Source organism: Streptomyces griseicoloratus, from assembly GCF_014534645.1.
Lineage (GTDB): Bacteria > Actinomycetota > Actinomycetes > Streptomycetales > Streptomycetaceae > Streptomyces > Streptomyces griseicoloratus.
The window spans coordinates 172,177-198,368 of sequence record NZ_JACVQF010000187.1 but is presented as its reverse complement, the minus strand read 5'-3'; the positions used below and the strand labels follow the sequence as shown (position 1 = coordinate 198,368).

Below are 26,192 nucleotides of genomic sequence, written 5' to 3'. Positions count from 1 at the left end.
TGTCAGAACCTCAAGAACGTCAGCGCGATGCACCGTCCCCGATCCCGTACGGGATCCGCACCCCCGGAGAAACCACCTCATGTCGAAGATCCTCTTCGTTGTCACCGGCGCCGACCACTGGACGCTGGCCGACGGCACCAAGCACCCCACCGGTTTCTGGGCGGAGGAGGCCGTCGCCCCGTACGAGGCATTCAAGGCGGCGGGCCACGAGATCGTCGTCGCCACCCCGGGCGGCGTCGTCCCCACCGTCGACAAGGCAAGCCTCGCCCCCCAGGTCAACGGCGGCCAGGAGGGCGCCGACAAGATCGCGAACACCCTGGCCTCGATGACCGAGCTGCAGTCCCCGGTCAAGCTGGAGGACGTGAACCTCGACGACTACGCCGCCGTCTTCTACCCCGGCGGCCACGGCCCGATGGAGGACCTGGCCGTCGACGCCACGTCCGGTGAGGTCCTCACCCTGGCCCTGGAGTTGGGCAAGCCGCTCGGTGTGGTGTGCCACGGTCCGGCCGCGCTGCTCGCCGCGACCAAGGACGACGGCTCGAACTCCTTCAAGGGCTACGACGTCGCCGCGTTCACCAACGAGGAGGAGACCCAGGGCGGCTTCGCCGACAAGGCGAAGTGGCTGCTGCAGGACCGCCTCACCGAGGCCGGTGTGAACGTCAGGGCCGGCGAGCCGTGGGCGCCGAACGTGGTCGTCGACCGCAACCTGGTCACCGGCCAGAACCCGGCCTCCTCCGCACCGCTCGCCGCCGAGCTGCTCAAGAAGCTGGCCTGACCCCGATGGGCACCGACCGGCTCGACGAGGTCCTCGACGCGACGTACGACTGCCTGACCAGGTACGGCGTGCGGCGCACCACGATGGACGACATCGCCGGCACGATGGGCGTGTCCCGGTCCGCGGTCTACCAGTACGTCCGCAGCAAGGACGACGCCTTCCGGCGGCTCGCCGGGCGCCTGCACGACCAGGCGCTCGCGCGGGCCCGCCGGGCGGCGGCCGACACCGGCACCCCGTACGCCGCCCGCATCCAGGGCGTCCTCGCCGCCAGACTCGATCTCGTCCTCCAACTGTCCGGGGACTCCCCCCACACGGCCGAACTCCTCGACGACAGGACCCGCCTCTTCGGCGGGATATGTTCCGCCTTCACCGCCGACCTGCGCCGCCTGCTCACCGGCCTGTTCACCGGCCTGTTCACCGAGGCGGGCACCGTCGCCGGGGTCGGGCCCGCCGAGGCCGCGGACATCTGCATCGCCCTCGTGGCCGGCCTGGAGAACGCGACGGACGCCCAGCACTTGCTGCCGCCGGCGACAGACGCCCTCGTGGCCGGACTGCTGGGTGCAGCGCGCCTGGGCGCCGAAGCCACCGCTGGTCCGCCGGGCGCCCGGGCGGCGCGCTAGGCCGCCAGCAGAAGCCTGTGCAGCAGGTCCCGGCTTCTCTCCGGCGTATGGCTGTCCTGTCGCAGGCCTTCGAGGACTGCCGTGTACTCTACGACGTCCTGGGGCTTGTCGAGGTAGAGCGCGCTGGTGAGATGCTCCACGTACACGACGTCCGGCACCTCGGCCTGCGGGAAGCTGAGCAGGGTGAAGGGACCGGTCGTGACCGGGTGCCCGCTCGACTGGAACGGCATGACCTGCAGCCGCACGTTGGGGCGCTCGGAGACGTCGAGCAGGTGCTGGAGCTGCCCGCGCAACGTCGCCCGGCTGCCGTACGGGCGTCGCAGGACGGCCTCGTCCAGGACGACGTGCAGCTCGGGTGCGCCGTCCGAGACCAGGACTTGCTGCCGCTGCAGGCGCAGCGCCACACGCCGCTCCACGTCGGCCGGCCGGGCGCCCGGGGCGCCGAGGCGGCACACGGTGCGCGCGTAGTCCTCGGTCTGCAGCAGGCCGTGGACGAACTGCACTTCGTACGCGTGGACCTGTGACGCCGCGCCCTCCAGTCCCAGGTAGGTGGACCACCAGGCGGGCAGGACGTCGGCATACTGCTGCCACCAGCCCGGGGCGTTGGCCTCTTCGGTCAGCGCCAGCAGCCCGGCGCGCTCCTCCTCGCCTGTGACGCCGTACAGCGTCAGCAGGTCCGCGACGTCCCTCCGCTTGAACCCGACCCGGCCGAGCTCCATCCGGCTGACCTTCGTCTCGGACGCGCGGACCTCGCGGCTCGCCTCCTGGAGCGTGATCCCCTGGGCCTGGCGCAGCCGTCTCAGCTGCGAGCCGAGCTGAATGCGCCGTACCACCGGTCCGGGCGCTCCCGCGCCGGGCCTCTCGGAGCGCGTGCGGCCCGAGCGGGCCGTCGCCGCACCCGAAGACGGGTTCCCGGCGCCGGCCGCGTCCGCGGCGGACGTCTGTGGCCCTCCCGGGCTCTGACGCTGCGCGGCGTGTCCGAGGGAGCCGAGCAGCGTGAGCAGCTCGCGGACATCCCTGAGGGTTTCATCGCGGGAGCTGTCCGAGGTCCTGATCCTGTCGCGCAGTTCGCCGATCCTGCGAACGACACGGGCCTGGTGGACGGACGTCCGTTCGCGCAGGAGCTGGGCGCCCACTGCGCCCAGGGACGAGCTCTCCAGCAGGACTTCGAAGTCGCGGTCACGCTCACCCACGCTGCTCGCCTCCATGGCGCCGCCGTGCCTTTCCTCTCCACCGGTAGAGCAGGCCCTCGATGGCCCGAGCCGACCTCTCGTCGAGGAGCTGTCTGATCTCCTCCTGGGTGTAGCCGTCGATGGTCAGGGCGACCGCCGCCCGCGCCCGTGGGTCCCTGATGCTCCGCAGCTCCTCGAGCACACGCTCCCGCCCCGCGACGTCCTCGCACGTGCTGAGGGGGTGGACCACATCCTCGTGGACGGCCCGCTGCCGCTGCAGGGCCCTGCGGTGCCGCTCCTCGGCGGCGCGGTGCCGGCGGAACTCGTTGGGGAAGGCGTACAGGCAGGCGCCCATGAAGTAGGTGGTGATGCTCGCACCGCCCTCGTGGGACCAGCGGCCCTCGACGAGCGCCCGTTGCCGGAAGGACGGCAGTGCGCTTGCCACGGTCATCGTCGCCAGCTCCTCACGAAGTTCGCTGTCCTGGGACAGGTCCTCCAGCTCCAGCTCGTGCGGGCTCAGGCCGAAGCCGCGCTCGGCGGTCAGCCGGAAGATGTACCCGGAGTGCATCCAGCCGCGTAAGACCGAGATGCCGTATCGGGCGAGCTCCTCCACGAAGTGCTCGTACTGCTGTCCCTGGAAGCCGTCGCGAGCCAACGCCAGGACGAGCTGCCGGTCCCGCACCCTCCGTTCGACGTTCGCCTTCAACCGCCGGGTCGCCCGTTCATGCCGCGCGTCCATCTGACGCACGTCGTCCTCGGACACCGGCGCGCGTAAATCGCTTTTCCCGACGTGGTCCGGAGGTTGTAGGTCCCGGGCGGACGTGGCGGCGGACTGCTCGCCCGCAACGTCGCCCTGCATCCCTCCCCCTTCGGTTGTCTCCGGCCCGCCCCCACCTGGACGGGGGGTCGCCTACGTCGTCCCCTTGTAGGTGCCGTCCGGTGCGGCACCCCACGGATTCCTCCGAAGATTTTTCCCGGACCGAGAGGAGGGAACGACTTCGTGGGACACGGGACTAAGGCGGACGTAGAAGGCAACCACCTGACGCACCAACACACAGGAGTTGCACGTGAGTTCCGCCCCTTCCACGCCGCCGGACCCCCAGGGTCCCGGGCCGCTTCTGACACTGCGCACGGCTCTCTTGCTGCTGCTGGCGTTCGTCATCGGCTCACTCGTCGCCGGCCTGTCCTATCTCAGCGGCACGCCCGTGGCAGGATCGATCCTCTCGGGCCTGCTGATCGCCGGAGGCAGCGTCCCGGTACTTCATCACCTCATCCAGTGATGCCGCGGGCTACTCCGGCGCAACCCGCGGCAGCGACAAGGCCGACGTCGCCGCGGCCGGATGCCGTCCGTGCGAAGGGCCGCACCCCGAACAGTCGGGGGCGGCCCTCCGCCGTACCCGGGGCCCGGCCCGGGGGTTCAGCCGGCAATCACTCCCCAGTGGTCAGCAGCGCGCGCCCGACCTGCGTGAACATCCCCTTCGGGTGAGCGCGGAACAGCGGCTGGGTGCCGAACAGCACGACCGGGGAGCCCTGCGCGGACGTACCGCTGACGACCGAGGCGCGGTCCGCCGCGTCCAGGGGACCGCCCGAGCCGTTCTCCAGGGCCCGCCAGTGGCCGGAGACCAGCGGATTGCCGCTTCCGTACGACTGGTCGGCGCGAACGCCCGCGCCCAGAGCGGTGAACCACAGGGGGGAGTAGACGAAGCTGTGCCCGGGGGCGCCGCCGGTGACCGGGCTGCTCGCGTTCACCACCCGCACCACGCCGTTGGCGTCGCCGTGGCCCTCCACCGCCGTGGCGGCGAGAAGCCCCGCGTCGGCGTTGAAGGCCGCGCCGGTCGAGCCGAGGCCGACCACGCCACCGCCGCCCTTCAGGAAGCCGTCGAGCGCGGCGCGCGCCGCCGGGTCGAGAGCCTTGTACGACAGTCCGGTGGACACGTACAGGACGTCGACGGCGGACCAGTCGAAGCCCGCGCCCAGTACGTCCGTCGAGACCGGCACCACGTCGAAGCCCATCTCGCGCAGCGAGAACAGCTCGCCGGGTGTCACCGCCGCGGCGACCCGGGTGCGGTGCAGATCCGCCGTGCCGCGCCGCTCCGTCGCCCGGAAGGCGACGCCGTACCGGTCGGCGAGGACCCGTGCCCGCTCGCGCGCCGAGCCGGGCACGATCGCCGTCCCGTCGTCCGTACGGCGTACCCGGACGCCCTGTGCCAGCAGGGAGTTGGCCGCCTTCAGCTCGTTCGGGTCGTCCAGCCGCAGCGCCAGGTCCCCGTGCGGCGCGACATGGCCGGCCGGCGCCGCCGCCTGGACCGTACGTCCCTCGACACGCAGCCGGCCGTCCTCGACCCGGTCCACCGTCGCGCCCCACAGCAGCCCGAGGCTCCAGCCCGAGATGTCGTACATCGCGGACACGTCCGCGCTGATGTCCCGGCCGTCGGCCAGGATCACATTGGCCAGACCGCGCTTGGGCTGGTGCATGTCGACGACGTACGAGCCGGCCGGATACGTCCGTCCGTCCAGCCGGAAGCGTTCGTCCGCCCGTACGACCCGCACGTCGTTGGCGGTCAGATGGTCCACCAGCCGGGCCGCGGCCGTCGCGGACCGCTGTCCGCTTCCGGCCGGGATCACATACGCCCGGGGGAACTCGGCGGTGTAGACGTCCTCGGGGCCGATGCCCGGCACACCCGGAACGGTCTCCTCCGACACCGGCCTCTGAGCCTCGCCCGCCGCGCCGCGCCGGAAGATCTCGATCTGGTCGGCGATCACCGTGGCGCGGTGGTCCAGGGCGTAGTCGAGCGTGGCCCGCATCGCGGCGCCCGCGATGGCGGTGTTGATCGCCGACCTGCGCCGCAGCTCGGCGACCGGCTGGGTTTCGTAGTCCCGCCCGTTGACCCGCATCGGGAACTCGACGGTGTGGGCCACGACCGTGCCGTGGAACGGCATGTACTGCGGGGTGAAGATCGGCGGCCAGTCGTCCCAGCCCTCCTGCTGGTCGCGGAAGGGGATGACGGCGGGCTGCACGCCGTCCTTCTGCGGGGTGTAGCCGAGGCCGTTGACGGCGGCCTCCATGCCCAGCGCGTTGGCGTAGGAGTTCTTGAGGAAGAGGTCGTACTCGTAGTTCTCACCGTGCGGCGGGGTGGTCGGCTCGATCAGGGTGCCGTTGACGTATCCGTGCAGGTCCAGCATCATCACGGGCTGCTTGTCGATGGCGATCTGCCGGATGGCGCGGGTCTCGGGCTGGCTGGCGGTGATGAAGTCCCGGTTGAGGTCGAAACCGCCTGCGTTGGCGCGGGTGCCGGCGATCCTCCCGTCCGGATTGGCCGTGACGTTGAGATGGATGCGGCTCTTCGACAGGAGCTCGGTCGTGCGGGCGTCGTTCGCCGTCGCCAGCCGCTCGATGAGCTTCAGCGCGGCGTCGGTGCCCTCCCACTCGTTGCCGTGGATGTTGTTGTTGATGAACAACGGCGCCTTGTACGCCGACTTGATCCTTCGGTCCTTGGCGGCGGCCGCGGGGGAGTGCTCGATGCGTTCCCGCATCCGCTCCTGTTCACGGGCCTGCGCCGCGGTCTCCGGCGCGGTGACCGTCACCAGGTACAGCTCGTGCCCTCCCGCCGAACGCCCCGCCACCTCGACGCTGACCCGGTCGCTCGACTTCTGAAGCTCGTTCAGCTTCGGCGCGATGGCGTGATACGGCGTCAGGCCCAGCTTGACCGACTTGTCCGCCGGGTTCACCGGGGGCGGGACGAGCACGGTGCGGCGCGGATAGCCGGTGTCGTGGCGCAGCACCGGCGTCGGCGCGCCGAGCGCACGGCTGGCCGCGGCGGCCGGCGCGACGCCGACGGCCCTGTCCAGGCCGCCGCCTTCACGTACCGGGGGCTGTGGCTTCTGGGGAGCGGCGGTCGCCGGCGGTGGTGCCAGCAGCAGCGCGCCGGCCAGCGTTGCGGTGGCGATGAGAACGGGTCTGGGCATTCCCATGCGTTTCGTGCCTCCGATGATCGGAAGTGAGCGGAAACGCAGGTCTACCGGTTAATTCCGTACTCAACAAGAGGGTCTCCTGTGACACATGCGCCCCACAAGACCGTGTCCTGTCCGGCGAGGCGGATGAGTCGCTCAAGGCCCCGGCGGTGGGTCGGCTCGAGGGCGAAGCCGAGCCAGGGAACGGGTCAGCCTTGGCGGCCGAGCATGTTCAGGGCCTGGGAGCGTTGTGCGACGAGGTCGTCGTAGGTGCCGTCGCGTTCGGCCCAGCGGTGCATGAGGACGCCCTTCACGAGGATTTCGTGAGGGGTGGGGTCCTGCGAGAGCAGGTGCATGACCTCGGTGGCGAAGTCGTCGAGCGGCAGTGCGTGCGGGTTCACCTTTTCCTGGCCTGCTGTGGCGACGGCCGGGGGGACGAGCTCGACGACGCCGACGCCGGTGCCGTCGAGCTGCGCGCGCAGTGCCTCGGAGTAGGCGTGCACCGCGGCCTTGGAGGCGGCGTAGGTGGGCATGGGCGGGAACGGCAGGAAGGCGATGCCGGAGGTGACGGTGATGAAGGTGCCGGCACCCCGCCGGATGAGGTGGGGGGTGAAGGCGTCGATGACCCGGATGGTGCCGACCAGGTTGGTGTCGATCGTCGTCCTGGCCGCCTCGAAGTGCGCGGGGTCGCGCAGGTCCTCCAGGAGCATGACGCCCGACATGGTCACCACGGTGTCCAGCTCGGGGTACCGGGCGAGTACGGCGTCGCGGGCAGAGGAGACGGAGGCGCTGTCGGTGACGTCGATACCGACGGTGCCGAAGCCTTCTGCGGCGAGTTCCGCGAGTGCCTGCGCGCTGCGGCCGCCGACGGTCACGGTGCTGCCCGCTGCGGCGAACCGGCGGGCCAGCTCTCGCCCGATACCCGAGGTCCCGCCGACGACGAGGACGGTGCGGTCGGACAGATCCATGAGATCTTCCCTTCGGTCCAGGGCGCCGGCGGCGTTCAGGCCTGCGGCGCGGACAGTGATGTTCGCTGTCCTTCTCGAATCGGTGTCACCGCAGTCTTGACGGAATCCGCCGGCCCTGGCAGGGCCCCCGTCCTCCCTGGTCCTGGCAGGGCCCCCTCTGCGACGCGCGCCTGGCGTTACGGTGTCGGTATGAAGGATGAGGAACCGGGCAACCGGCTCGGCAGCTACCTTCGCGCCCGGCGTGAGCTGGTCTCCCCGGAGCAGGCGGGGCTCCCGCCGGGTGGCACCCGCCGTGTGCCGGGCCTGCGCCGTGAGGAAGTCGCCCTGCTCGCCGGTATCAGTCCCGACTACTACCTGCGCCTGGAGCGGGGCCGTGACAGGAACCCCTCACCTCAGGTCCTCGAATCACTGGCGCGCGTCCTGCAGCTCGACGACGTCGAGCAGGCGTATCTGCTCGGCCTCACGTCAGCACGCCCCAGGACACCCCGCCGCAAGCGGCCCGAGCACGTACCGGCGCGCGTGCACGAGCTGCTCGCCCACCTTCAGATTCCCGCGTTCGTCGAAGGCCGCGCCTTCGACGTCCTGGCCTCCAACCCGATGGCCGTCGCGCTCTCCCCGCGTCTGCGGCCCGGCCACAACCGGCTCCGTTCCCTCCTCCTCGACCCCGAGGAACGAGCCTTCCACCAGGACTGGACGAAAGCCACCGCCGACTTCGTCGCCGCCCTTCGCACCACCATCGGCGACGACACCGACGACCCCCGCTTCGTCGAGCTCGTCGGAGAACTCGCACTGTCCAGTCAGCGGTTCCGCACCCTGTGGGCCCGCCACGACGTGCGCAGGCTCGACGGAGGCACGACCACGGTCCACCACCCCGTCGTCGGTGACCTACGTCTCCACCGGGACAAACTCCCTGTCGACGAGGTCATCCTCGTCGTCTACTACCCCGACAAGGACAGCGACAGCGACGAGAAACTGCGGCTCCTCGCCGCACTCTCCACGTCCGAGACCGCCGGCACGGCACATGACAGGCCGGCCGGTGCCACATCCCCGAAGGCACCTTGACGCACAAACGCCGTTGCGGTCCTCGGCCCCTCGCTCGGGTCAGGCCGCTCCGGCGCCCTCGCCGGCCAGGAACGGACGCAGCAGCGTGAGCAGGGCGCGCGGCCGGTGCAGCGGGATGATGTGGCCGCAGTCTTCTATGACGTGTCCGGTGAGATCGTCGGTGACCGGGCGGAGCTGGCGTTCCAGTGCGGCGCCGACAGGCCGGGCGCCCAGCGCCATCGTCGGCACGGTCAGGCGGGCAGTGGTGACTGCCCGCTCGATCTGCAGCGCGCTCTCGGGCAGGGCCCGGTAGTACGAGAACGCGCAGGTCAACGCCTGCCGGCCGGTGTATGCGCGGACGAAGGCGTCCCGGACGGCGGGGCGCACTCCGTCGCCGAGCGTGCCGGCGCGCAGGAACCAGTCGACGTAAGCGGACTCGTGGCCCTCCAGCACGGTCTCGGCGAGGCCGGACGCGGCGGCATGGAAGCCGAACCACCACGGTGGCCCGTCGGCGAGGAAGTCCTCGGCGCCGGGCAGCCTGCCCAGCAGGGACTCCATGACGACCAGGCGCCGGACGAGATCGGGGCGGCGCAGGGCGAGGAGGAAGGCCGGCGGGGTGCCCGCGTCGATGCCCACCACCGCGGCCGAGGACACGCCGAGCGTGGTGAGAAGGGCCGCGGCGTCCTCGGCCAGGGTGCCCGCGTCGTACCCGGAGGCGGCCCGGCTGCTCGCGCCGAAGCCGCGCAGGTCCGGTGCGATGACGCGGTAGCGGTCGGACAGATCGGCCATGACGTCCGTCCACAGCTCCCAGGTGTGCGGGAAGCCGTGCAGCAGCAGGACGGCCGGGCCGGATCCGGCGAGGGCGACGTTCAGTTCGACACCGTTGACGGGGATGCGTCGCAGCTCGGGCATAGGGGGACCTTCCAGGTGCATGGTGAACGATGGTGACAAGGTCACGCTAGGGAACTAACCTGGTCCGCCCAAGACGGCACTTTCGCATCAGGTGGTGAGCCCCGGGTGACCACGTCGAGGCCCAGAGGACGCGACTGGCGGCCCGGTGAGCGCGGTGACGTGCTGGATCCGCGCTGCCCGACCCGCCGGCTCCTCGACCGCATCGGCACCAAGTGGACGTCGATGGTGGTCAAGGTGCTGGCCGAAGAGGCTCCGGACGAGATCCGATTCGCGGAACTGCGGCGCCGTGCCCCGGGCATCTCACAGAAGATGCTGTCCGCCACCCTGCAGAGCCTGGTCCGCGACGGCCTGGTCGCGCGCCGCGTGGAACCCACCGTGCCGCCTGCCGTCCACTACCGGCTCACCCCGCTCGGCCTGTCCCTCGAAGGACCGCTCTCCGCCCTGCGGGTCTGGGCCGAGACACACATGCCGGAGATCGACCGCAACAACCAGCTCGCCGACGAGTCACCCGCCCACTGAAGGGTGTTGCAGAAGGCCGTGAACAGGCCATCTGCGCAGTATGGCTGGGGTGTTGAGGGCCGAGCGGGTGCGGGTGGAGACGGTCACCGGGCTGCGGGTGGCTCAGTTCGGGCGGCTGCCGAAGGCGGCCCGGGAACGCGGTGGCGAGGGGTGCGGATGCCTCGCCGAGGTTGCGCCACAGAGGGAACCGGTCGGCGACCTGGACGGCGGTGGGTCCCCGATGCGGGCGCCTTCGGCGAAGAACGGGCCGCGGTCCCGGCAGACGACCTCGATCCCCGGGCGCCCGGTCAGCCAGGCCGCGAGCGTGCCCGCCTCGCGATCCGGCGGTGGATCTACCGGTCTACGGCTCTCGACGCCGACCGGCATCGCGCATCGCGTACTCGTCGACGCCGACCACCCGAGGGATTCTCGGTTGAGGCTCCGCAAGCACATCGACCAGGCGCAGGGCCATGCTCCGGCCGGCCCTCGCCCCGAAGACGCCGGCCAGGCGGGTACCGGCGCGGCCGGCCAGGGCGAGACCGGGCTCGGTCAGCGCCGACCGCAGTCCGTCGCGGCCCGCTGCCCGTAGCGATGAGTCAGCCCCGAGACCTGCTCGACGAACGTTCGCCACCCGCAGGCCGAGGTACTTGTCGTGGAGGACCTGCGGTGCGCCGGCCTCGATCGAGACGGCCCGCGTCCAGCGACACCGTGAGAATGAGGCCACGCACGCGGCCGCCCTGCGGCGGACCAGGCTCAGGATGCGCCGGCGACGTCGCCGGCTGCGCCGGCCGCTTCATCCTGCGCCATGCCGAGGAAGCGCCGGATCGCCTCGACCGGCATGTCGAGCCCCTCGGACGCGGACTGCTCGTCGCCGAACACCTGCACAGCCTCGGCGACGGCCACAGCCAGTTCGACCTCTGCCTTGCGGACCTTCGCCTCGGTCTTGTCCACGGTATCGACCACCGCCAACTGGCGGCGCTGCTTCTCCTGAAGCCTCTGCTTACGGGAAAGGGTCTTGTCAGAACTCTGCACAGACATGACCAAGATCATAATCAGTTCGCCTGCGCACCCAACGCCCCTCCGCAGCCTCCGCTCCCGACTCCGGGGAGGCCCCTCGTGGGCGCGTGGGGCGAGGTCGTCGTCGGTGCGGAGACGGCCGCCTTCCCACAGGAGATGATCTCGCTGTCCTTGAGAGCGGTCGTGATCACGGTGGCAGCGGGGAGGAGGGCTTCGTCGCCAGGGCCGACGGGACGCCACGGTGGTGCTGCTGATGGCCGGCGGTGTTCTGTCGAACACGGCTTCGCTGCTGCTGCCGATGTCGAACCCGGCAAACGTGCAGGCGCTCGCGCCGGTGGTGCCGCGTCCGGTGCTGTCCGCAGAGTGCATGAGGCCCCAGGCCGGCGGCCTGGGGCCTGCTGTCCGGTCTCATGCAGCGTTCACAACCGCCTCGCGACCGCCTCCTCCGCCTCAGGCGTGCTCGCCGGGGTGCACGGTGAGGAGGTCGGAGAGGCCGACCCGGGTGAGGAACTCGCGGCGGATGCGGTCGGCGACGTTCGAGACCTCTGCGGAGCCGTCGTCGGCGGGGTCGATGTGGACGCGGTACGGGCGCTGTCCGGCGGGGAGCGCGACGATGCGGGCTATCTCGTCGGAGACCATCGAGGCGTCCGCGTCCTCGGGGGCCAGCGCGGCCAGCTTCTGGGCGACCTGCTCCATCAGGCCGGGGTACTTGCTCTCGTACGCCGCCTCGGTCGCAGTGTCGGCGGGGTGGCCGGAGTGGGCGAAGTGGTTGGTGCCGCTGGTGAACGAACCGGGGACCACGATCGAGGTCTCCACGCCCCAGCGGGCGAGCTCGGCGGCGTAGCTGACGGCGAGGGAGTCCATGGCGGCCTTGGCGGCGAAGTAGGGCGCCAGGTACGGCGGGGTTCCGCCCTTGACGCTCGAGCTGGACACCCAGACCACCAAGCCCTTGCCTGCCGCGCGCAGGTGCGGCAGGGCGGCGCGGTTGACGCGCTGGGTGGAGAGCACGTTGACGTCGTACAGCTCGGCGAGCTGTTCAGGGGTGAACGCCTCGGCCGGGCCGGTGACCATGTGCCCCGCGTTGTGGATCAGGACGTCGATACGGCCGTGCTCGGTGATGACGCGGTCGATCGCGGCGTCCACGGACTCCTGGGAGTTGACGTCGAGTTCGATGGCGCGCAGGTCGACGCGGTGCTGGGCACTGTAGTCGGCGGCGGCCCGGACCTGTGGCGCGTTGCGGGTGTCGGTCTGGCGCATGCCGGCGTAGACGATGTTGCCGGCGTCGGCGAGGGCGCGGGCGGTCAGGGCACCGAAGCCGCTGGAGGCGCCGGTGATGACGACGATGTTCTTCATGGGAGGTCTCTCCTGGGGAATCGGTGGGGAAGGCGGTCAGGCCACGCCGCCGTTGGCGTACAGGACCTGGCCGTTGATCCAGCGCGCCGGGCCGGCGAGGAACGAGACCGTTTCGGCGATGTCCTCGGGCGTGCCCAGGCGCTCCAGCGGAGCCGCCTTGGACAGCTTGTCGATCGCGGCCTGGTCCTTGCCTTCCAGGAACAGGGGCGTGGCCGTGGGGCCGGGGGCCACGGCGTTGACGGTGATGTCCTTGCCGCGCAGTTCGCGAGCCAGGATGGGAGTCATGGCCTCGACGGCGCCCTTGCTCGCCGCGTAGGCGCCGTAGGCCGGGAACTGCAGGCGGGTGACCGAGGTCGAGAAGTTGATGATCGCGCCACCGGCGCGTACCCGCCGGGCCGCCTGTTGGGAGACCACGAAGGTGCCGCGGATGTTGGTGCGGTGCATCCGGTCCAGGTCGTCCAGGTCCAGCGTGGCGATCGGCGACAGCAGCATGATTCCCGCTGTGTTGACGACGACGTCGATGCCGCCGAACTCCCGCTCCACGGTGTCGAACGCCTCCGCCATGGCGTGCTCGTCGGCGATGTCACCGCCGACCGCGATCGCCCGGCCGCCCGCCGCGGTGACAGCAGCGACCGTGTCCTCGGCGCGGGCCTTGTTGCCGGCGTAGTGCACGCCGACGGCGATGCCGTCCTTGGCGAGGCGCTCGACGACGGCGCGGCCGATGCCGCCGGAGCCGCCGGTGATCAGGGCGACGCGGGTGGTGGAGTTGTCGGTCATGGTGATCCGTCCTTCGGTGAAGTGTCTTGTGACCCGGGTGGGCCTGGTGTCGGTTGCGGGGGGCAGGTCAGCGTTCGCTGTCGAGGGTGGCCATGAGAGGGGCCGCGTAGCGCTCACCGGCGGCGGCCCCGGCGGGAACCGCGGCTTCGATCTCGGCGAGTGTGTCGGCGTCGAGGACGAGGCCGGCCGCGCCGAGGGATTCGGCCAGGCGCTCCCGTCGGCGGGCACCGACCAGAGGGACGATGTCCTGGCCCTGGGCGGCCACCCAGGCGATGGCGACCTGGCCGGTGGTGGCGCCCAGGCGCTCGGCCACGCGCCCCAGTGCCTCGACCAGGCGCAGGTTGGCCTCGAGGTTCTCGCCCTGGAAGCGTGGGCTGTGGGCGCGGAAGTCGTCGGCGCCCAGGTTGCGCGCGGCGGTCCAGTGGCCGCTGAGCAGGCCGCGGGAGAGCACGCCGTAGGCGGTCAGGCCGATGCCGAGCTCGCGCAGCGTCGGGATGATGGAGGCTTCCGGGCCGCGGGAGAGCAGTGAGTACTCGATCTGTACGTCGCTGATGGGTGCGACGGCCGCGGCGCGGCGGATGGTGTCCGGCCCGACCTCGGACAGGCCGATGTGCCGGATGAAGCCGGCCTGCCGCATCTCCGCGAGCGCGCCGACGGTCTCCTCGACGGGGATGTCGGGGTTGAGGCGGGCGGGGCGGTAGATGTCGATGTGGTCGGTGCCCAGCCGGCGCAGGGAGTAGGCGAGGCGGTCCTTGACCGCGGCCGGGGAGACGTCGTAGGGCACCGGCTGGAAGCCGCCGTCGGGGGTGCGGCGGGAGCCGAACTTGACGCTCAGGACGACCTCGTCGCGCCTGCGCTCCTTCAGTGCCCGCGCGATGAGCATCTCGTTGGCGCCCGAGCCGTAGAAATCCGCGGTGTCGATGAGGTTCAGGCCCGCGTCGAGTGCGGAGTGCAGGGTGGCGATGCTCTCGGCGTCGTCGGCGGGTCCGTACAGGTCGGACATGCCCATGGCGCCCAGGCCGATGGCGGACACCTCGGGGCCGCTCACGCCGAGCTTGCGGGTGGCGATGGCCATGGCGGTTCTCCTTGGGACGAGTTGTTCGACGAGAGAGAAGACGAGAGAGAAAGGGGGAAGTGCACGGCACTGCCGGTCACCGCATCAGCGATAACCGCTCTGATGCATCAACGCTAACACATCATCGATGTAGTGCAAGTGTTATCGTTGATTCATGACGACGGTCGAGACGAAGACGGCGCAGCCCCGCGAGCGGATCCTGCAGGCCGCCGCAGACCTGCTCGCCGAGGGCGGACGAGAAGCGGTGTCCACGCGCGCGGTCAGCGCGGCCGCCGGCGTGCAGGCGCAGACGATCTACCGGCACTTCGGTGACATGCAGGGACTGCTCGACGAGGTGGCCCGGCGGGGGTACGCGTCCTATCTGGCCGCCAAGCAGGCTCAGGACGAGGACGGCGACCCGGTGGCCCAGCTGCGGCGCGGCTGGGACATGCACGTGGCGTTCGGACTGGCCAATCCCGCGTTGTACAGGCTGCTGTACACCGAACCGCGGCCCGGCCAGCAGTTCGCGGTCACGGGTGAGGCCCACCAGGTGCTGCTGCGCATCGTCGAACGGGTGGCCAGGGCCGGTCGGCTGCGGACGGGCGTCGAGCCGGCCGCGACGATGATCCACTCCTCGGGCATGGGGGTGACGCTCACCCTCATCGCCGCGCAGGCCGACGGCAGGCTTTCCCACTATGAAGATCTGTCCGAGAACGTCCGGGAAGCCGTGCTCGGCTCCGTGCTCGCCCCCGCCGGCCACGTCGACGCCCGGCCGGGCACCGGAGCCCACCACGCGGCCGTGCACGCCGTTGCCCTCAAGTCCCTGATGCGCGACGGGGAGCGGTCCCTGACCTTCGGGGAGCGCGCCCTGCTCGGCGAGTTGCTGGACCGCATCGCCGCCGGGGACGGTGCCGACGCCGATGTCGGCACCGACGGGCCGGGCCGGGCGTAGACCCCGTGCAGCGGCGGTGGCGTCCTGATCACGCGGCAAGTGCCGTGCGCAGAGCGGCGACGGCCTGGTGGATCGCGGCCTCGGCGGCGTGGGTCTCGCGCAGGGCGTTCAGCATGACGAAGTCGTGGATGACGCCCTGGTAGCGGACCGCGGTCACCGCGACACCCGCCTCGCGCAGCTTGTTCGCGTACGCCTCGCCCTCGTCGCGCAGGACGTCCGCCTCGCCGGTGATGACGAGCGCCGGCGGCAGCCCGGCGAGTTGCCCGGTGGTGGCCCGCAGCGGCGAGGCCGTGATCTCGGCGCGCTGCCGTTCGTCGGTCGTGTACTGGTCCCAGAACCACTTCATGGCCTCGCGGGTCAGGAAGTATCCCTCGGCGAACCGGCGGTAGGAGCCGGTGTCGAAACTCGCGTCGGTGACCGGGTAGAACAGCACCTGGAACCTCAGCGGCACATCGCCGCGCTCCTTGGCCATCAAAGTCATCGCGGCCGTCATGTTGCCGCCGACCGAGTCGCCCGCGACGGCCATCCGGGAGGCGTCGAGCCCCTTGCCCGCACCGTCGGTGACGACCCACCGGGCCACCGCGTAGTTCTGCTCGATGGCGACCGGGTAGCGCGCCTCGGGCGACAGGTCGTACTCGGGGAAGACCACGGCGGCCCCCGTGCCCGCAACGAGCTCGCGGACCAGGCGGTCGTGGGTGTGGGCGTTGCCGAACACCCAGCCCGCGCCGTGGAGGTAGAGCACGACCGGGAGGGTGCCGACGGCCCCGGCCGGCTTGACGATGCGGGTGCGGACGCTGCCCGTCGGACCGCCCTGTACGGTGATCCACTCCTCGTCCACGGCGGGCTTCGCGATCTCGCCCGACTGGACCTCGTCGACCGCCTTGCGGCCTTCGGCCGGGGGCATCTGGTACAGGAACGGCGGCTTGGCCGTGGCCTCGGCGAACGCCGCCGCGGGCGCTTCCAGGACGGGGCTGACCGGTGTCGACCTCTCGGGCATGATGCTCCTCCACTAAGGGGCGGGGGCTTGACCGGCGACTCGGCGGGGAGCCGCCTGCGACGTCTTCCAGTCTGGTCACGGGCCGCCCGGACCGCTGTCGAGCCCACTGCACAGCCCGGGTCGGCAGCCCTGAGGCCGCATGTGGGGAAAACCCCACGGTCCACCTCGGGCAGCCGTCGCCGCGCACGCTCCGGCCGGCTCGGCGCCGCCGATTAGGATGCGTTCATGGGTGAACCTCTGCGTGCGGTGCTCGGAGAAGACCAGCCGATCGCCCGTGAGGGCATCACGGTCATGCTGGAGCGGTCCGGCATCGAGGTCGTAGCGGCCGTCTCCCATGCTCCGGAACTGGTCAGGGCGGCCGCGGAGCACAGGCCCGACGTAGTGATCACCGACATCCAGATGCCGCCGAACCTCGCCGACGACGGCCTTCAGGCGGCGCGGCGGATCCGGGCGGAGCAGCCCGGCACCCCCGTGATCGTGCTGTCCCAGTTCCTCGACGCCTCGTTCGCACTCGACCTCGTCGGAGACGATGCGAGTGGAGTCGGTTATCTGCTGAAGGAGAAGGTCGCCAGCTCGCAGATCCTCACAGACGCGGTGCAGCGGGTCGTGGCCGGAGGTTCGGCACTCGACCCGGACGTCATCTCCACGCTCGTCGGCCGGGGGCGCAGAGCCGATCCGCTGGACGGACTGACCCCCCGCGAGAGAGAGGTTCTGGCGCTGATGGCCGAGGGACACTCCAACTCGGGCATCGCGGAAAAGCTCGTCGTGACGGTCCCCGCGGTGGAGCGGCACGTCACCGGGATCTTCCTCAAACTGGGCCTGCAGCAGGCCGAATCCTCACAGCACCGCCGCGTTCTCGCCGTGCTCCACTACCTCAAGCGGTAGGCGAGAAAAGGGCTTTCAGGTCGGTGTCGAACAGCCGGTCCTTCGCCACGAAGCTCACGATGCCGGCACCGGCGAGTTCCTCGGCCGACCACGCCCAGGGATCGGTGGAGGTCAGGACAACCCTCAGCGGTTGTCCCTCCTGCGCGAGCGCCCGGGCGACGGAGAGACCGTCCTCGTCCGGAAGGTGAAGATCGAGCAGCACGCCGTCGGGGCGGTGCTCACGGACCGCCGCGACCGCCGACGCCCCGTCCGACGACTCGGCGACGACGTGCAGCCCCCGCGCAGCCAGCAGTGCCCTGGCGATACGACGGAAGCCCGGGTCGTCGTCGACGACCACCACGTTGACTGACATGGGGACCAGCATCTCCGACGGGGCGACGTGCAGGCCATGGGGCCAACCCCACGTCCACCGCAGGGGGCTCAGGCCGGTATGGGGATCCTCACGAGGACCGTGGTGCCGCCGCCCGGGGGCGACGCGATGGTCAACGTGCCGTCGAAGGCGGCCACACGCTCGGCCAGCCCGGTCAGACCACTGCCGGCCGTGGTGACGTCCACACCGCCGACCCCGTCGTCGACGACCTGGATCTGCAGGATCTCCCCGAGATCGAGGGAGATGTCGACCCGGGACGCCCGGGCGTGTTTGACCGCGTTCGTCACGGCCTCGGCCACCACGAAATAGGCGTTCGACTCAACGGCAGCGGGAATCCGCTGGTCACAGTTGCTCTCGACGACGGCGGGAATCGGACAGCGGGACGCCAGGTCCCGCACCGCCGCCACCAGCCCCTTCACCGTCAGCACGAGCGGGTAGATCCCCGACGCCAGTTCCCTCAGCTCGTCGATCGCCGTCTGTGCGTTGGCGATCGACTGGTCCAGCAGCTCGGTGGCGGACGATTCCGTATCGGGGACCAGCTCCCGTGCGAGTCGCAGCCCGATCATCAGGCTGACGAGTCGTTGCTGCGCCCCGTCGTGCAGGTCCCGAGCCGTGCGCCGGTGCACTGCCTCGACGCTCTCCATGACGCGCCTGCGGCTGTCCTGCAACGAGGCCGCCATCGTGTTGAAGGACGCACCCAGCGCACCGATCTCCGCCACCGTGCTGGGGGCGATCCGCACTCCGAGGTCACCGGCGGCGAACCGCCCCGCGGCAGCCGCCGCCCCGCGGACGGGCCGCACGACGGCACGGTGCTGGAGCACGGTGAAAGCAGCCACCAGCGCAGTCGACGCCGCCAGCCCCACCCCCGCCGCGATCACCGCCCGCCGCCCGTTGGCCCCCGCGGCGTCTTCGCGCGCCGCGAGCTTGGCGCGTTCGTCCGCCGTGTACTGGTCGAACCGGGCCCGCAGGACATCGACGCGGCGCTTGCCCTCGGCCGTCGCCGCCAGACCGGATGCGGCGGGATCACCTCGCCGGACCGCCTCCACCAGCGGAACCGAGTAGTCATTCACCAAAGAGTCGAGGCCCTGCGTGATCTGTGCGGCGACGCGCCGCTGTCCGTCAGAGGTAGCGGTCTCCCTGAACCTCCGCGCCTCCGCAGGGATCTTCATCCGCGCCTCCTGCCACGGCTCGAGGAACTCCTCCCGCTTGGTGATCACGAAGCCGCGCTGTCCCGTCTCGAGGTCGAGGACCAGCTGCTCCAGGTTTCCGGCTTCGACGAGGGCCGTCCGAGAAGCGCGTCTCGCCGATGCGGAGCTGTTCGCGTCAGCGATCGCCCACAGCAGGACGGCGAACGCGACACCTATCAGCAGGGCAAGCAGGCCGCTCGCCGCGATCGTGAGGCTCGTCAGCCCCACTCGCGGACCCCCGTACCGTCTGCGTACCCTCATGCTCCGCCCAGCGATGGAAAAGACCGAGACTCCCCTGACGGGGAAGGTATCCGGGTACGGAGAGAAAAGTTCGAAGAAGGACAGAACCGGTCAGGTCCAGGGAGACGCCCCCAGCTTGGGCGCTCTGTTGAGCGCCGGCAGCGAACCGACGGGCCGGGGCGGGACCGGAGCCGCACGCTCCGCCGAAGGCCCGTGTGCCGTGCCGTCCGGACGGCACGGCGCCCACCGGCCGGACACGGAGCGAGTCCGCGGGCGCGGCCAGTGGCAGAGGCCTTCGAGGGGAGACGGATCATAGGTGACGGCCGCCCGTTTACCGTGCCGGGGACAGAAGCTCAATGGGAGTATTCAGCCGTCGTCACACGCGTGTCCAATGCCTCATGCGGTGCTTTCGATAACCACAGGGCATCGGCACAGGAAGGGTCGGGAGTGGGATGCCTGATGGCCCGATGGATCTCGATCTGCGCAAGCTGCGGTACTTCGTGGCCGTGGCCGAGCGGCTGCACTTCGGCCGGGCGGCCCTCGCCCTGCACGTCACACAGCCCGCACTGTCCCGCCAGGTACGGCAGCTGGAGCACGACCTCGGGGCCGTGCTCTTCAGCCGCACCAGCCGCGAGGTGACGCTCACCCCCGCCGGGGAGCAGCTCCTGCACGACGCCAGGGCGCTGCTGGCCGCGGCGCAGGCCGCCCAGGAGAGGGCCGGCCGCATAGGCGCCGGCCGGCACACGCTCACCGTCGGCTTCATGCTCGGCACGGACGTCACCGCCGCCCTGAACGCGTTCTCCGCCAACCACCCCGATGTGGCGATCGAACTCGTTCGCATCCGCTGGTGGAACCAGGCACGGTCACTCCTGGACGGCACCGTCGACATCGCCTTCGTACGGCTGCCCGTCGACTCCGACGGGCTGGACGTCCTGCCGCTGTATCCGGAGCGGCTCAGCGCGGTCCTGCCCGCCCGTCACCCCTTGGCCGACGAGGCCGGCATGCACGTCACCGCCCTCGCCGGCGAACCGGTCCTGCAGTACGCCGACGCGACGCCCGCCTGGACGGCCGTCTGGAACGCCGTACCGCGCCCCGACGGCACCCAGCCGCCACGAGGGCCCGCCTTCCACGACATGGAGGAACTCCTCGGCTACGTGAGAGCGGGGCGCGGCGTCGTTCTCGTGCCGGAGCCGGTCGCCGCCGTCTTCCCGCGCCCCGATATCGCCTACGTCCCCGTGACCGGCGTATCGCCGGGCCGCGTGGCCCTCGCCTGGGACGGCACACGGCGGTCCACGCTCGTCACCGACTTCGTCGAGGCCGCCCGGAGTACGTTGCGGCCGGGGGAGTAGACCCGGGTGCCGACGACCGGCTTCGCGGACCGCGGGCCGGGCGTGCGCGGCCGGCGGCGTTGCGAGACGCCGCCGGCCGGCCGCGGACATGGGGACGTTCCCGTCACGAGGCGGAGGGCACGTAGGGGAACACCGAGGACGGCTTGGCCGTGACGGACTCCTTGCCGATGCCGAGGGTGACGGGTGTGTTGGCGGCGAAGGAGAACATGACGTCCGGGGCGTTGTCCGTCAGCGAACGGCCGTTCCACCCCGCGAAGCCGTAGGCGGCCGGCGTGCCAACGGTGTAGGGCAGGACATTGGGCAGGATCCGGTCGACGACGGTCCGGGCGTAGGACTCCGGGTCCTCGGCGGTGCCGTAGGCGCGCACCACGCCCGCCACCATGCCGGTGAGCAGCTTGCCGTGGGTCTGGACATCGTTGGCCGGCGTGTTCTCGTTGAGTCGGTCGCCGAGGTCCTCGTCGAACTGGGTGAACAGCGGGTGGATCATCGGCAGGGCGGCCCGGTTGACCGGACGCCACCCGCCGGCGTCCGTGGCCAGCGAGGCCAGGCCCCACACGCCGATCCGGCGGTCCTCACCCGCGACCGGCAACAGCTCCTCGTCGGCGATCTCCAGGACGATCGAGTAGACCGTGTGCCCGGCGAACAGGTTCTTCGCCTCCGCCGGTTTCCAGGACGAGAGGTCGACGGTCGTGCCGTCCTGAAAGGCGTGGCCGACGGCGTGCAGCACATCCGGCTCGATCCAGAACGGGTCGCCCGCCTCGCCGACCCAGATCCTGCCACCGCCGGCGAGCTCGACGGTCTCGCCGGTGCGGCCCTCGGCGATCACCGTGCCCGCCGCGAAGGCGTCGCGGGCCTCCGGCCCCGCCAGGCGTCGCAACTCGTAGCCCTGCACCCCGTCCGCGCCGGCGTCCGAGAACGTGAAGCGGTAGGTCAGATCCTCCACGGCGTCACCATTGCCGTCGATCTTGAACTCGTACCGGCCCTCGGGGTGCAGGCCGCGCGGAATGTCTTCCCCGGCGAGCGAGTGGCTGTGGTTCGTCACGAAGACCGTCCCCTGCTCGCCACGGAAGACGTAGAGATCGGTGATGTCCAGGCGCGGGTCCTGGCGAGCGATGGGGGAGTCGAGGTGGTGGGACATGGCGTGCTCGCATCTCTCTCGGGGGAACGGCAGACACGAAAGACCACGGTCGACGGGGAGCCCCGACCACCGAGACGAGGGCTTCCGGTGCTCGGACCTCGGGCCGGCCTCCGCGCGCCTCGCTCTTCCGTGGTCCCAGTCTGCTGAACAGGTGCCGGGGAAGGCTGTCGAGAGGCCCCTACAACCGCCACCTGCCAGCCCCATGCCCAGCAGTGGGGTCAACTCCACGCCGGCTTCGTCCGCCGATGACGCCTGGCGGCAGCGGTCCGACCGTCCGGACGACGAGCCGGGGAAGGCGCCGGCCCGGTGGTTGAGGGTGGCCGGTTCCGGCAACGCCTGCGTCGACGAGCACGTCAACGCCTCCCTGTGCACGCGCCTGACGGCGGTGCCGGCGCGGGAGACGGCCGTCGGGATGGGTGGTCAGCAGGACTCGTCGTGCTTCACGGAGTAGATCGCGACGCGAAGGACGTCCGTGGCGCCGGGTGCCGGGTCCTGCCGGCACACCTTCCAGCCGCTGTTCAGGATGATCATGCGGCCCTCGGGCGACGCGTCCTCCTCGTTGACCATGAAGCCCCGCTCGTGCAGCAGGCCCATCGCGTCACGGTGGTTCATGCCCACGACGTCGGGGACCACGGCGGGCTCGGAGGCGGGTTCCTCGGAGGTCTCCTCAGCGGTCGGGGCGGCCTCCGGTGTGGTCTCGCGGGCGGGCGCGTCCTCCTCGGCCGGGGCGGCCGGGCTGGTCTTGGTGACGGTGACGGTCGGTTGCGGGGCGGCCTCGTTGTCGAGGCCGGGGTCCTCGGCGGTGGCGTTGGCCACCGCGCCGACGACAACGAGACCGGCAACGAAGATCCAGAAGCCCTTACGCCGGTAGACCTTCTTGCTCTTGCTCTTGGGCTGCGGCGCGGGCGGCGGGGTGTGCAGGTCGTTCATGATCACCTGGGTATGTCGTGGTGGTGCGTCGCATGAGGAATCCCCCCTCAGCGGTGCGAATGGAGCGTCCCGGAGCATACCGGAAAGTGATCATCGCATGCTTGTGCGGTGAAGGAGATGTGGAGACGGAGAGGGGGGTGCGCCAGTGCGCCGCCGCCGACGTGATGAACGGCGGGGCGAGCGCATGCTGACCGGCACCACTTCCGGTGAAGATGGCCAGCCGCACCAGCCCGTTGCCGTCGTCCATCCCGCAGAGGCAAGGCTCCCGGCCGTGCTGCCCGTCGGCTGACCATCCGTCGGCCGATCAGTAGCCGAACACCTGGGTCCACGTCCAGTCGTTCGTGACCACGCCGACGCCCAGCGTCTTGAGCGAGCAGTTGAGGATGTTCGCGCGGTGGCCCGGAGAGTCCATCCAGGCCTGCATGACGCTCGCGGCGGAGTTCTGGCCCTGGGCGATGTTCTCGGCGCCCGGACTCGGATAACCCTGGGCCTCGGCCCGGTCGGCGAAGCTGCTGCCGTTCCGGCCGGTGTGGGAGAAGTAGTCGTGGGCGGACATGTCCTCGCTGTGCAGCTGGGCCGCCCTGCCCAGACGGTCGTCGAGTGTCACGGGAGCGCACCCTGCCTTGGCCCGTTCGGTGTTGGTGACGGCCAGGACCTGGGCGGCGGGACCCCCGGCCGCGGGGGCGGCGGGCGCGGACGGCCGCGCCGCCTCCGGCCGCGCCGGTGTCTTCGCGGGCGTCGAGGTGCGTGCGGGGGAGGGCTTCGCGTCGGAGTTGTCCGGGCGCGGTGTGGCCGAGGGCTTCGGCTTGCGGGACGCGTCGGCCGAGGCGCCGGACGACGGTGAGGACGAAGGGGAGGAGGCGGACGGAGCCGGCGCCGCGGGCGTGGTGGGCACGGCGGACTCCGAACCGCCCGCGGACGCCGGCCGTCCCGTGTCCCCCTCGCCGTCCGGCGTCAGGACGGCGATCCCGGCTATCACACCGCCGGTGACCAGCAGCACCGCGGCCGCGGCCGCTACGGTCCTGCCCGACCGCTTCCGCTCCCGGCCCCGCGCGCGGCGGCTCGTACGGGGGCCCACCACCGCCACCGGCCCGTGGGACGCGGTGAGGGGATCGGCAGGCGTCGGTCCCGTGTCTTTGGACCTCGTGGCTCCGAATGCCGTGTTCCCGAATGCCGTGTTCCCGGATGTCATGCCCCCCGGAGCCGTGCCCGGTTCGGCCGCCGCGCTCCCGGCGTAGGACAGCGGCGTCGCGTCCGCCGTCCCGGCACCGAGGCCGCCGAGCAGGCCGGCCCCCACCGGCACCAGCCCCAGCCCGACCAGCAGGCCCTCCGCCGGCACCAGCTCCGCCTGGAAGCCCGCGCAGACCGTGCAGTCCCGGGCGTGGCGCGCGATGCGCTTGCGCCACAGGGCCGAGGGGGCGGCGTCCCAGGTCGCGACCACGTCGTCCAGCAGCACGCAGCGCGGCTGCGCGGACAGTGCCCGCACCACCAGCCGGGCCGTCTCCAGCTGAGCCTTCATCCGCTGCACGCGCACCGCCGTGTGCTGCGGTGACAGCTCCAGCGCGGCCGCCACCTCCGCCCGCGTCAGCTCGCCCGTCGCCTCCAGCCACCACAGCGACAGCAGCGCCTGGTCGTCGGGGTCCAGCCAGCGCGTGGCCTCGGCGACCTCACGCCGCTGGCCTTCCAGACCGAGCCGCACGATCGTCAGGTCCACGAAGTCCGCCCCCGGGTCGGCGACGTCGTACGCGTCGTGCAGGCCCGAACTGGCCCGATCCGTACGGTGATCGCGCCAGTAGTGGCGGATCTGGTTCATGGTGACGGCCACCAGCCAGGACCGGAAGGAGGCAGGGTCGTTCAACGAACCGAGCGAGCCGAGGACGCGGAGCATGGTCTCCTGCACCACGTCGTCGACGTCGGGGTGCCCGTTCAGGGCCCGGCCCACGATGTTGTAGACCAACGGGAGGCAGCCGGCGACGAGTTCGTCCTGGGCTCGCACATCGCCACGCTGTGCCGCCTCGACCGTCTCCCTGCCGGGTCCGCTGCTCACTGCCACGCTCGTACACGCTCCTTCTCGGTCCTGGACCGCTCTGCCCTGTCACAAGAGGAGAGCCGCCGCACAGGGCCGGATAACAGAAAAGCCCTCGCCGGTGTGTCCGCGCCGGGCAGCGCGGTGAACCGCGGCGGCCGTCCCGCGGGAGTTCACGAACGCAGAGAACGGCCCGGGTCACTCCCACTCCGTCGTGCGGACCCACGCGTGCGTACGCGTGTTCGGCCATCGCGGGGCGAGTTTCGCACAGGTCCCTGCGTGCGGGGCGGGTGGGCGCCGTCGGGTCCGATCCGGTGAGCGGTAGTTGGGGGCAACCCCTACCGGCTCGGCCGGCCGGTGCCCACAGGGCATGCGGGCAGGACGGTGGTGAGCTGGTCCAGGTGGTCGGGGCGGACGCGGATTCCGGGGAGCCAGAGGTGCTTTCCGTCGCGTACGACCTGGACCCAGATGCTGGTGTGCTTGTGGTTCTCGTCGGTCACGGTGACGCCGTTGGCGACGGTGCAGCGGGCGCGGAGCAGGTCGTGGTGCCAGACACGGTCGGCGGAGTTGGAGGTGACGTAGGGGCGGTAGGGGCTGTAGGCCAGGGACAGCGCGCAATGGTTCGTGCGCGGTTTCTGGCATGCCTTCTCGACGTTGTGGACGAGCACGCCGGCTTCGGCGCTCGTGCCCGCGCCGCCCTCTGCTCCCTGCGCGGGCGCGTCACCGGGCACGCCCTGTGGGGAATACAGGACAAGCAGCCCCGTCACGAGTCCGCCCGCAGCGACCGCGGCAGCGGCGATGGCCGCGGCGAGGACCCGACGCCGGGACCGGATCCCGTTGAGGAGGCGCCGGCGGGCGGGGCGGGCGTGGGGTGAGGGACCGGCGGCTTCGCCGGAGTCGGCACCGTCGAAGCCGCCGGTGAGGGCCGGCTCCTCGCTCCGGGCCGGTTCGTCGGGGCGTGCCGGTCCGGCTGCTTCCCACAGCGCGCGGTACTCGGACGGGTCCGCGCCCAACGCCCGGCACAGGTCCCGCACCACGGGCCAGGCCGGCACGGTCTCGCCGCGGAAGTAGCGGGAGAGGGACGAGTCGCTGATCCGGACCTGAGCCTCCAGGCTGCGCAGGGTGCACCCCGAACGCTGCTGCAGGCTCCGCAGCGCGGCTCCCAGCTCCCTGGCTGCCGCGCGACGGTCTGGTCGTTGGCCGGTCATCGATCGGGGCCTTTCCGCAGGGCGGGCAAATGGCGTCCCGCCGGCTGTCCCATGTCCCGGGACGGACGCGTCCCAGCAGGTCAGGACTGTATTTATCCCGACATCGGTGAAGCAAGCGGGATCTGGTTGTGACGCCGGAGCTTCCTGCGCAAACTCTGCATACCGGCCGAGCAGATCACCCCCGAGGGTGAGCGTCCCGGTGGTCGTCACCGCGCCGCGGACGCCGCTCGGACCGACGTCGAACCCCTACCGAAAGGATCTTCACCATGCGTGTACGCACCGCACTGTCCTCCTTCGCAGCGATCGCCGTGGTCGGTCTGGGCCTGGGCGCGGCGGCTCCTGCCGTCGCCGTCCCCGGCGCGGCGTCCCACCGGGCCGCTGCCGTCCAGGCGGCCGACAGCCTCGACGTCCACCGCGGCAAGTACATGACCCTGGGCGGCTGCCAGACGGCCGGCCAGCAGGGCATCGACCGCGGCCACTGGGACCGCTACCAGTGCGCCGAGGGCAAGATGTGGCCCTGGACGTGGAACCTGTGGACCAACCGCTGAATACCTAGCGCCGCCGGTGGCCTCCGCCACGCGACCACTTCGCGCGGAGGCCACCGGCTGCCGGCACCCGCCCACGCCGTCCACCGCCTGCCCGTCCGCTCTTCCGCAGCCACCGGCAGGCGGTCTGCCCGGTGGCGCAGGCCCCGCGGCCGCGCACAGCCGCACCGCCGCACCGCCCCGCAGGCACCCGGTCGCCGTGCGGCTGACGGCGACCGGCCCGCGCG

The 26,192-nt window shown here is 71.4% G+C and carries 26 protein-coding genes and 1 pseudogene; 11 read left to right on the top strand and 16 right to left on the bottom strand.

Annotated features, from left to right (window positions below):
• Positions 1-79 precede the first annotated feature (79 nt).
• Positions 80-775 (top strand): type 1 glutamine amidotransferase domain-containing protein, encoded by a 696-nt coding sequence (locus H0H10_RS14665; protein ID WP_188181362.1) that lies wholly within the window; start codon positions 80-82, stop codon positions 773-775.
• 5 nt (positions 776-780) lie between these two features.
• The gene (locus H0H10_RS14660; protein ID WP_188181361.1) at positions 781-1,395 is read left to right on the top strand and encodes a TetR/AcrR family transcriptional regulator; all 615 of its coding nucleotides are present in this window, start codon (positions 781-783) and stop codon (positions 1,393-1,395) included.
• Here H0H10_RS14660 and H0H10_RS14655 read toward each other — a convergent pair.
• Entirely contained in the window at positions 1,392-2,228 is an 837-nt protein-coding gene (locus tag H0H10_RS14655; protein ID WP_309141810.1) for a Sco1979 family transcriptional regulator, read from the bottom strand. The genes H0H10_RS14660 and H0H10_RS14655 overlap by 4 nt on opposite strands.
• Positions 2,229-2,580: 352 nt before the next feature.
• Positions 2,581-3,306 carry a hypothetical protein gene (locus H0H10_RS14650; protein WP_223179872.1) on the bottom strand — a complete coding sequence of 242 codons (726 nt, stop codon included), beginning with the start codon at positions 3,304-3,306 and terminating at the stop codon, positions 2,581-2,583.
• Between the two features lie 328 nt (positions 3,307-3,634).
• On the opposite strand from H0H10_RS14650, the gene H0H10_RS14645 reads away from it, so the two are divergent.
• Positions 3,635-3,847 carry a hypothetical protein gene (locus H0H10_RS14645; protein WP_188181358.1) on the top strand — a complete coding sequence of 71 codons (213 nt, stop codon included), beginning with the start codon at positions 3,635-3,637 and terminating at the stop codon, positions 3,845-3,847.
• A gap of 148 nt (positions 3,848-3,995) precedes the next feature.
• Here H0H10_RS14645 and H0H10_RS14640 read toward each other — a convergent pair whose 3' ends face one another.
• Complete coding sequence (locus H0H10_RS14640) at positions 3,996-6,539, bottom strand: M14 family zinc carboxypeptidase (protein WP_188181357.1); 2,544 nt, start codon at positions 6,537-6,539, stop codon at positions 3,996-3,998.
• A gap of 188 nt (positions 6,540-6,727) precedes the next feature.
• Entirely contained in the window at positions 6,728-7,486 is a 759-nt protein-coding gene (locus tag H0H10_RS14635; protein ID WP_188181356.1) for an SDR family oxidoreductase, read from the bottom strand.
• 189 nt (positions 7,487-7,675) lie between these two features.
• On the opposite strand from H0H10_RS14635, the gene H0H10_RS14630 reads away from it, so the two are divergent.
• Entirely contained in the window at positions 7,676-8,548 is an 873-nt protein-coding gene (locus tag H0H10_RS14630) for a helix-turn-helix transcriptional regulator (RefSeq protein ID WP_188181355.1), read from the top strand.
• A gap of 39 nt (positions 8,549-8,587) precedes the next feature.
• On the opposite strand, the gene H0H10_RS14625 is transcribed toward H0H10_RS14630, so the two are convergent.
• A complete protein-coding gene (locus tag H0H10_RS14625; protein WP_188181354.1) occupies positions 8,588-9,439 on the bottom strand; it encodes an alpha/beta fold hydrolase in 852 nt (283 codons plus the stop codon).
• 105 nt (positions 9,440-9,544) lie between these two features.
• Between H0H10_RS14625 and H0H10_RS14620 the strand changes: the two genes are divergently transcribed.
• The gene (locus tag H0H10_RS14620) at positions 9,545-9,958 is read left to right on the top strand and encodes a winged helix-turn-helix transcriptional regulator (RefSeq protein ID WP_188181353.1); all 414 of its coding nucleotides are present in this window, start codon (positions 9,545-9,547) and stop codon (positions 9,956-9,958) included.
• 40 nt (positions 9,959-9,998) lie between these two features.
• Positions 9,999-10,109: pseudogene (locus tag H0H10_RS41250) on the top strand (IS5/IS1182 family transposase); the annotation flags it as partial.
• A 581-nt stretch (positions 10,110-10,690) separates the two neighbouring features.
• Here H0H10_RS41250 and H0H10_RS14615 read toward each other — a convergent pair.
• The 4 genes from H0H10_RS14615 to H0H10_RS14600 all read right to left on the bottom strand — a co-directional run bounded on the left by H0H10_RS14615 (position 10,691) and on the right by H0H10_RS14600 (position 14,159).
• Positions 10,691-10,975 carry a hypothetical protein gene (locus H0H10_RS14615; RefSeq protein WP_223179871.1) on the bottom strand — a complete coding sequence of 95 codons (285 nt, stop codon included), beginning with the start codon at positions 10,973-10,975 and terminating at the stop codon, positions 10,691-10,693.
• 429 nt (positions 10,976-11,404) lie between these two features.
• Positions 11,405-12,307, bottom strand: a complete 903-nt coding sequence (locus H0H10_RS14610; RefSeq protein ID WP_188181351.1) for an SDR family oxidoreductase — start codon at positions 12,305-12,307, stop codon at positions 11,405-11,407.
• A 36-nt stretch (positions 12,308-12,343) separates the two neighbouring features.
• Positions 12,344-13,084, bottom strand: coding sequence for an SDR family oxidoreductase (locus H0H10_RS14605; protein ID WP_188181350.1), 741 nt, complete (start codon positions 13,082-13,084; stop codon positions 12,344-12,346).
• A gap of 67 nt (positions 13,085-13,151) precedes the next feature.
• A complete protein-coding gene (locus H0H10_RS14600) occupies positions 13,152-14,159 on the bottom strand; it encodes an aldo/keto reductase (protein ID WP_188181349.1) in 1,008 nt (335 codons plus the stop codon).
• A gap of 154 nt (positions 14,160-14,313) precedes the next feature.
• Between H0H10_RS14600 and H0H10_RS14595 the strand changes: the two genes are divergently transcribed.
• A complete protein-coding gene (locus tag H0H10_RS14595) occupies positions 14,314-15,090 on the top strand; it encodes a TetR/AcrR family transcriptional regulator (RefSeq protein ID WP_188181348.1) in 777 nt (258 codons plus the stop codon).
• Positions 15,091-15,118: 28 nt separating this feature from the next.
• Here H0H10_RS14595 and H0H10_RS14590 read toward each other — a convergent pair whose 3' ends face one another.
• Positions 15,119-16,087, bottom strand: coding sequence for an alpha/beta hydrolase (locus H0H10_RS14590; protein ID WP_188181347.1), 969 nt, complete (start codon positions 16,085-16,087; stop codon positions 15,119-15,121).
• A 225-nt stretch (positions 16,088-16,312) separates the two neighbouring features.
• On the opposite strand from H0H10_RS14590, the gene H0H10_RS14585 reads away from it, so the two are divergent.
• A complete protein-coding gene (locus tag H0H10_RS14585) occupies positions 16,313-16,972 on the top strand; it encodes a response regulator transcription factor (RefSeq protein WP_188181346.1) in 660 nt (219 codons plus the stop codon).
• Here H0H10_RS14585 and H0H10_RS14580 read toward each other — a convergent pair.
• Together H0H10_RS14580 and H0H10_RS14575 are read right to left on the bottom strand one after the other, a co-directional pair.
• On the bottom strand, positions 16,962-17,324 hold the full coding sequence (locus tag H0H10_RS14580; RefSeq protein ID WP_188181345.1) for a response regulator: 363 nt from the start codon (positions 17,322-17,324) through the stop codon (positions 16,962-16,964). The two genes, H0H10_RS14585 and H0H10_RS14580, sit on opposite strands and share 11 nt — an antisense overlap.
• A 68-nt stretch (positions 17,325-17,392) precedes the next feature.
• Positions 17,393-18,757, bottom strand: a complete 1,365-nt coding sequence (locus H0H10_RS14575; RefSeq protein ID WP_309141798.1) for a CHASE3 domain-containing protein — start codon at positions 18,755-18,757, stop codon at positions 17,393-17,395.
• A gap of 479 nt (positions 18,758-19,236) precedes the next feature.
• Here H0H10_RS14575 and H0H10_RS14570 point away from each other — a divergent pair, with 479 nt between their 5' ends.
• Positions 19,237-20,118 carry a LysR family transcriptional regulator gene (locus tag H0H10_RS14570; protein ID WP_188181343.1) on the top strand — a complete coding sequence of 294 codons (882 nt, stop codon included), beginning with the start codon at positions 19,237-19,239 and terminating at the stop codon, positions 20,116-20,118.
• Between the two features lie 103 nt (positions 20,119-20,221).
• Here the strand turns inward: H0H10_RS14570 and H0H10_RS14565 are convergent, their stop codons facing one another.
• Positions 20,222-21,256 carry a DUF4331 family protein gene (locus H0H10_RS14565; protein WP_188181342.1) on the bottom strand — a complete coding sequence of 345 codons (1,035 nt, stop codon included), beginning with the start codon at positions 21,254-21,256 and terminating at the stop codon, positions 20,222-20,224.
• Between the two features lie 202 nt (positions 21,257-21,458).
• Between H0H10_RS14565 and H0H10_RS14560 the strand changes: the two genes are divergently transcribed.
• Positions 21,459-21,707, top strand: a complete 249-nt coding sequence (locus H0H10_RS14560) for a hypothetical protein (RefSeq protein WP_188181341.1) — start codon at positions 21,459-21,461, stop codon at positions 21,705-21,707.
• Here the strand turns inward: H0H10_RS14560 and H0H10_RS14555 are convergent.
• The 3 genes from H0H10_RS14555 to H0H10_RS14545 all read right to left on the bottom strand — a co-directional run bounded on the left by H0H10_RS14555 (position 21,677) and on the right by H0H10_RS14545 (position 25,420).
• Entirely contained in the window at positions 21,677-22,186 is a 510-nt protein-coding gene (locus H0H10_RS14555) for a PASTA domain-containing protein (RefSeq protein WP_188181340.1), read from the bottom strand. The genes H0H10_RS14560 and H0H10_RS14555 overlap by 31 nt on opposite strands.
• A 304-nt stretch (positions 22,187-22,490) precedes the next feature.
• Positions 22,491-24,239 carry a sigma-70 family RNA polymerase sigma factor gene (locus tag H0H10_RS14550; RefSeq protein ID WP_188181339.1) on the bottom strand — a complete coding sequence of 583 codons (1,749 nt, stop codon included), beginning with the start codon at positions 24,237-24,239 and terminating at the stop codon, positions 22,491-22,493.
• A gap of 311 nt (positions 24,240-24,550) precedes the next feature.
• Positions 24,551-25,420 carry a helix-turn-helix domain-containing protein gene (locus H0H10_RS14545; RefSeq protein ID WP_223179870.1) on the bottom strand — a complete coding sequence of 290 codons (870 nt, stop codon included), beginning with the start codon at positions 25,418-25,420 and terminating at the stop codon, positions 24,551-24,553.
• A 266-nt stretch (positions 25,421-25,686) separates the two neighbouring features.
• On the opposite strand from H0H10_RS14545, the gene H0H10_RS14540 reads away from it, so the two are divergent.
• Positions 25,687-25,968: a hypothetical protein gene (locus H0H10_RS14540; protein ID WP_188181337.1), complete on the top strand. Its 282-nt coding sequence runs from the start codon at positions 25,687-25,689 to the stop codon at positions 25,966-25,968.
• Positions 25,969-26,192: the final 224 nt, after the last annotated feature.

What these genes read in the sequence shown, in the direction of transcription:
- H0H10_RS14630 (WP_188181355.1), top strand. Translation starts at nt 7,676, where the DNA reads ATGAAGGATGAGGAACCGGGCAACCGGCTCGGCAGCTACCTTCGCGCC.
- H0H10_RS14590 (WP_188181347.1), bottom strand. Translation starts at nt 16,087, where the DNA reads ATGCCCGAGAGGTCGACACCGGTCAGCCCCGTCCTGGAAGCGCCCGCG.
- H0H10_RS14570 (WP_188181343.1), top strand. Translation starts at nt 19,237, where the DNA reads ATGGATCTCGATCTGCGCAAGCTGCGGTACTTCGTGGCCGTGGCCGAG.
- H0H10_RS14555 (WP_188181340.1), bottom strand. Translation starts at nt 22,186, where the DNA reads ATGAACGACCTGCACACCCCGCCGCCCGCGCCGCAGCCCAAGAGCAAG.
- H0H10_RS14610 (WP_188181351.1), bottom strand. Translation starts at nt 12,307, where the DNA reads ATGAAGAACATCGTCGTCATCACCGGCGCCTCCAGCGGCTTCGGTGCC.
- H0H10_RS14665 (WP_188181362.1), top strand. Translation starts at nt 80, where the DNA reads ATGTCGAAGATCCTCTTCGTTGTCACCGGCGCCGACCACTGGACGCTG.
- H0H10_RS14650 (WP_223179872.1), bottom strand. Translation starts at nt 3,306, where the DNA reads ATGGACGCGCGGCATGAACGGGCGACCCGGCGGTTGAAGGCGAACGTC.
- H0H10_RS14580 (WP_188181345.1), bottom strand. Translation starts at nt 17,324, where the DNA reads ATGTCAGTCAACGTGGTGGTCGTCGACGACGACCCGGGCTTCCGTCGT.
- H0H10_RS14560 (WP_188181341.1), top strand. Translation starts at nt 21,459, where the DNA reads ATGCCCAGCAGTGGGGTCAACTCCACGCCGGCTTCGTCCGCCGATGAC.
- H0H10_RS14540 (WP_188181337.1), top strand. Translation starts at nt 25,687, where the DNA reads ATGCGTGTACGCACCGCACTGTCCTCCTTCGCAGCGATCGCCGTGGTC.
- H0H10_RS14635 (WP_188181356.1), bottom strand. Translation starts at nt 7,486, where the DNA reads ATGGATCTGTCCGACCGCACCGTCCTCGTCGTCGGCGGGACCTCGGGT.
- H0H10_RS14640 (WP_188181357.1), bottom strand. Translation starts at nt 6,539, where the DNA reads ATGGGAATGCCCAGACCCGTTCTCATCGCCACCGCAACGCTGGCCGGC.
- H0H10_RS14585 (WP_188181346.1), top strand. Translation starts at nt 16,313, where the DNA reads ATGGGTGAACCTCTGCGTGCGGTGCTCGGAGAAGACCAGCCGATCGCC.
- H0H10_RS14545 (WP_223179870.1), bottom strand. Translation starts at nt 25,420, where the DNA reads ATGACCGGCCAACGACCAGACCGTCGCGCGGCAGCCAGGGAGCTGGGA.
- H0H10_RS14605 (WP_188181350.1), bottom strand. Translation starts at nt 13,084, where the DNA reads ATGACCGACAACTCCACCACCCGCGTCGCCCTGATCACCGGCGGCTCC.
- H0H10_RS14595 (WP_188181348.1), top strand. Translation starts at nt 14,314, where the DNA reads ATGACGACGGTCGAGACGAAGACGGCGCAGCCCCGCGAGCGGATCCTG.
- H0H10_RS14615 (WP_223179871.1), bottom strand. Translation starts at nt 10,975, where the DNA reads ATGTCTGTGCAGAGTTCTGACAAGACCCTTTCCCGTAAGCAGAGGCTT.
- H0H10_RS14660 (WP_188181361.1), top strand. Translation starts at nt 781, where the DNA reads ATGGGCACCGACCGGCTCGACGAGGTCCTCGACGCGACGTACGACTGC.
- H0H10_RS14600 (WP_188181349.1), bottom strand. Translation starts at nt 14,159, where the DNA reads ATGGCCATCGCCACCCGCAAGCTCGGCGTGAGCGGCCCCGAGGTGTCC.
- H0H10_RS14625 (WP_188181354.1), bottom strand. Translation starts at nt 9,439, where the DNA reads ATGCCCGAGCTGCGACGCATCCCCGTCAACGGTGTCGAACTGAACGTC.
- H0H10_RS14565 (WP_188181342.1), bottom strand. Translation starts at nt 21,256, where the DNA reads ATGTCCCACCACCTCGACTCCCCCATCGCTCGCCAGGACCCGCGCCTG.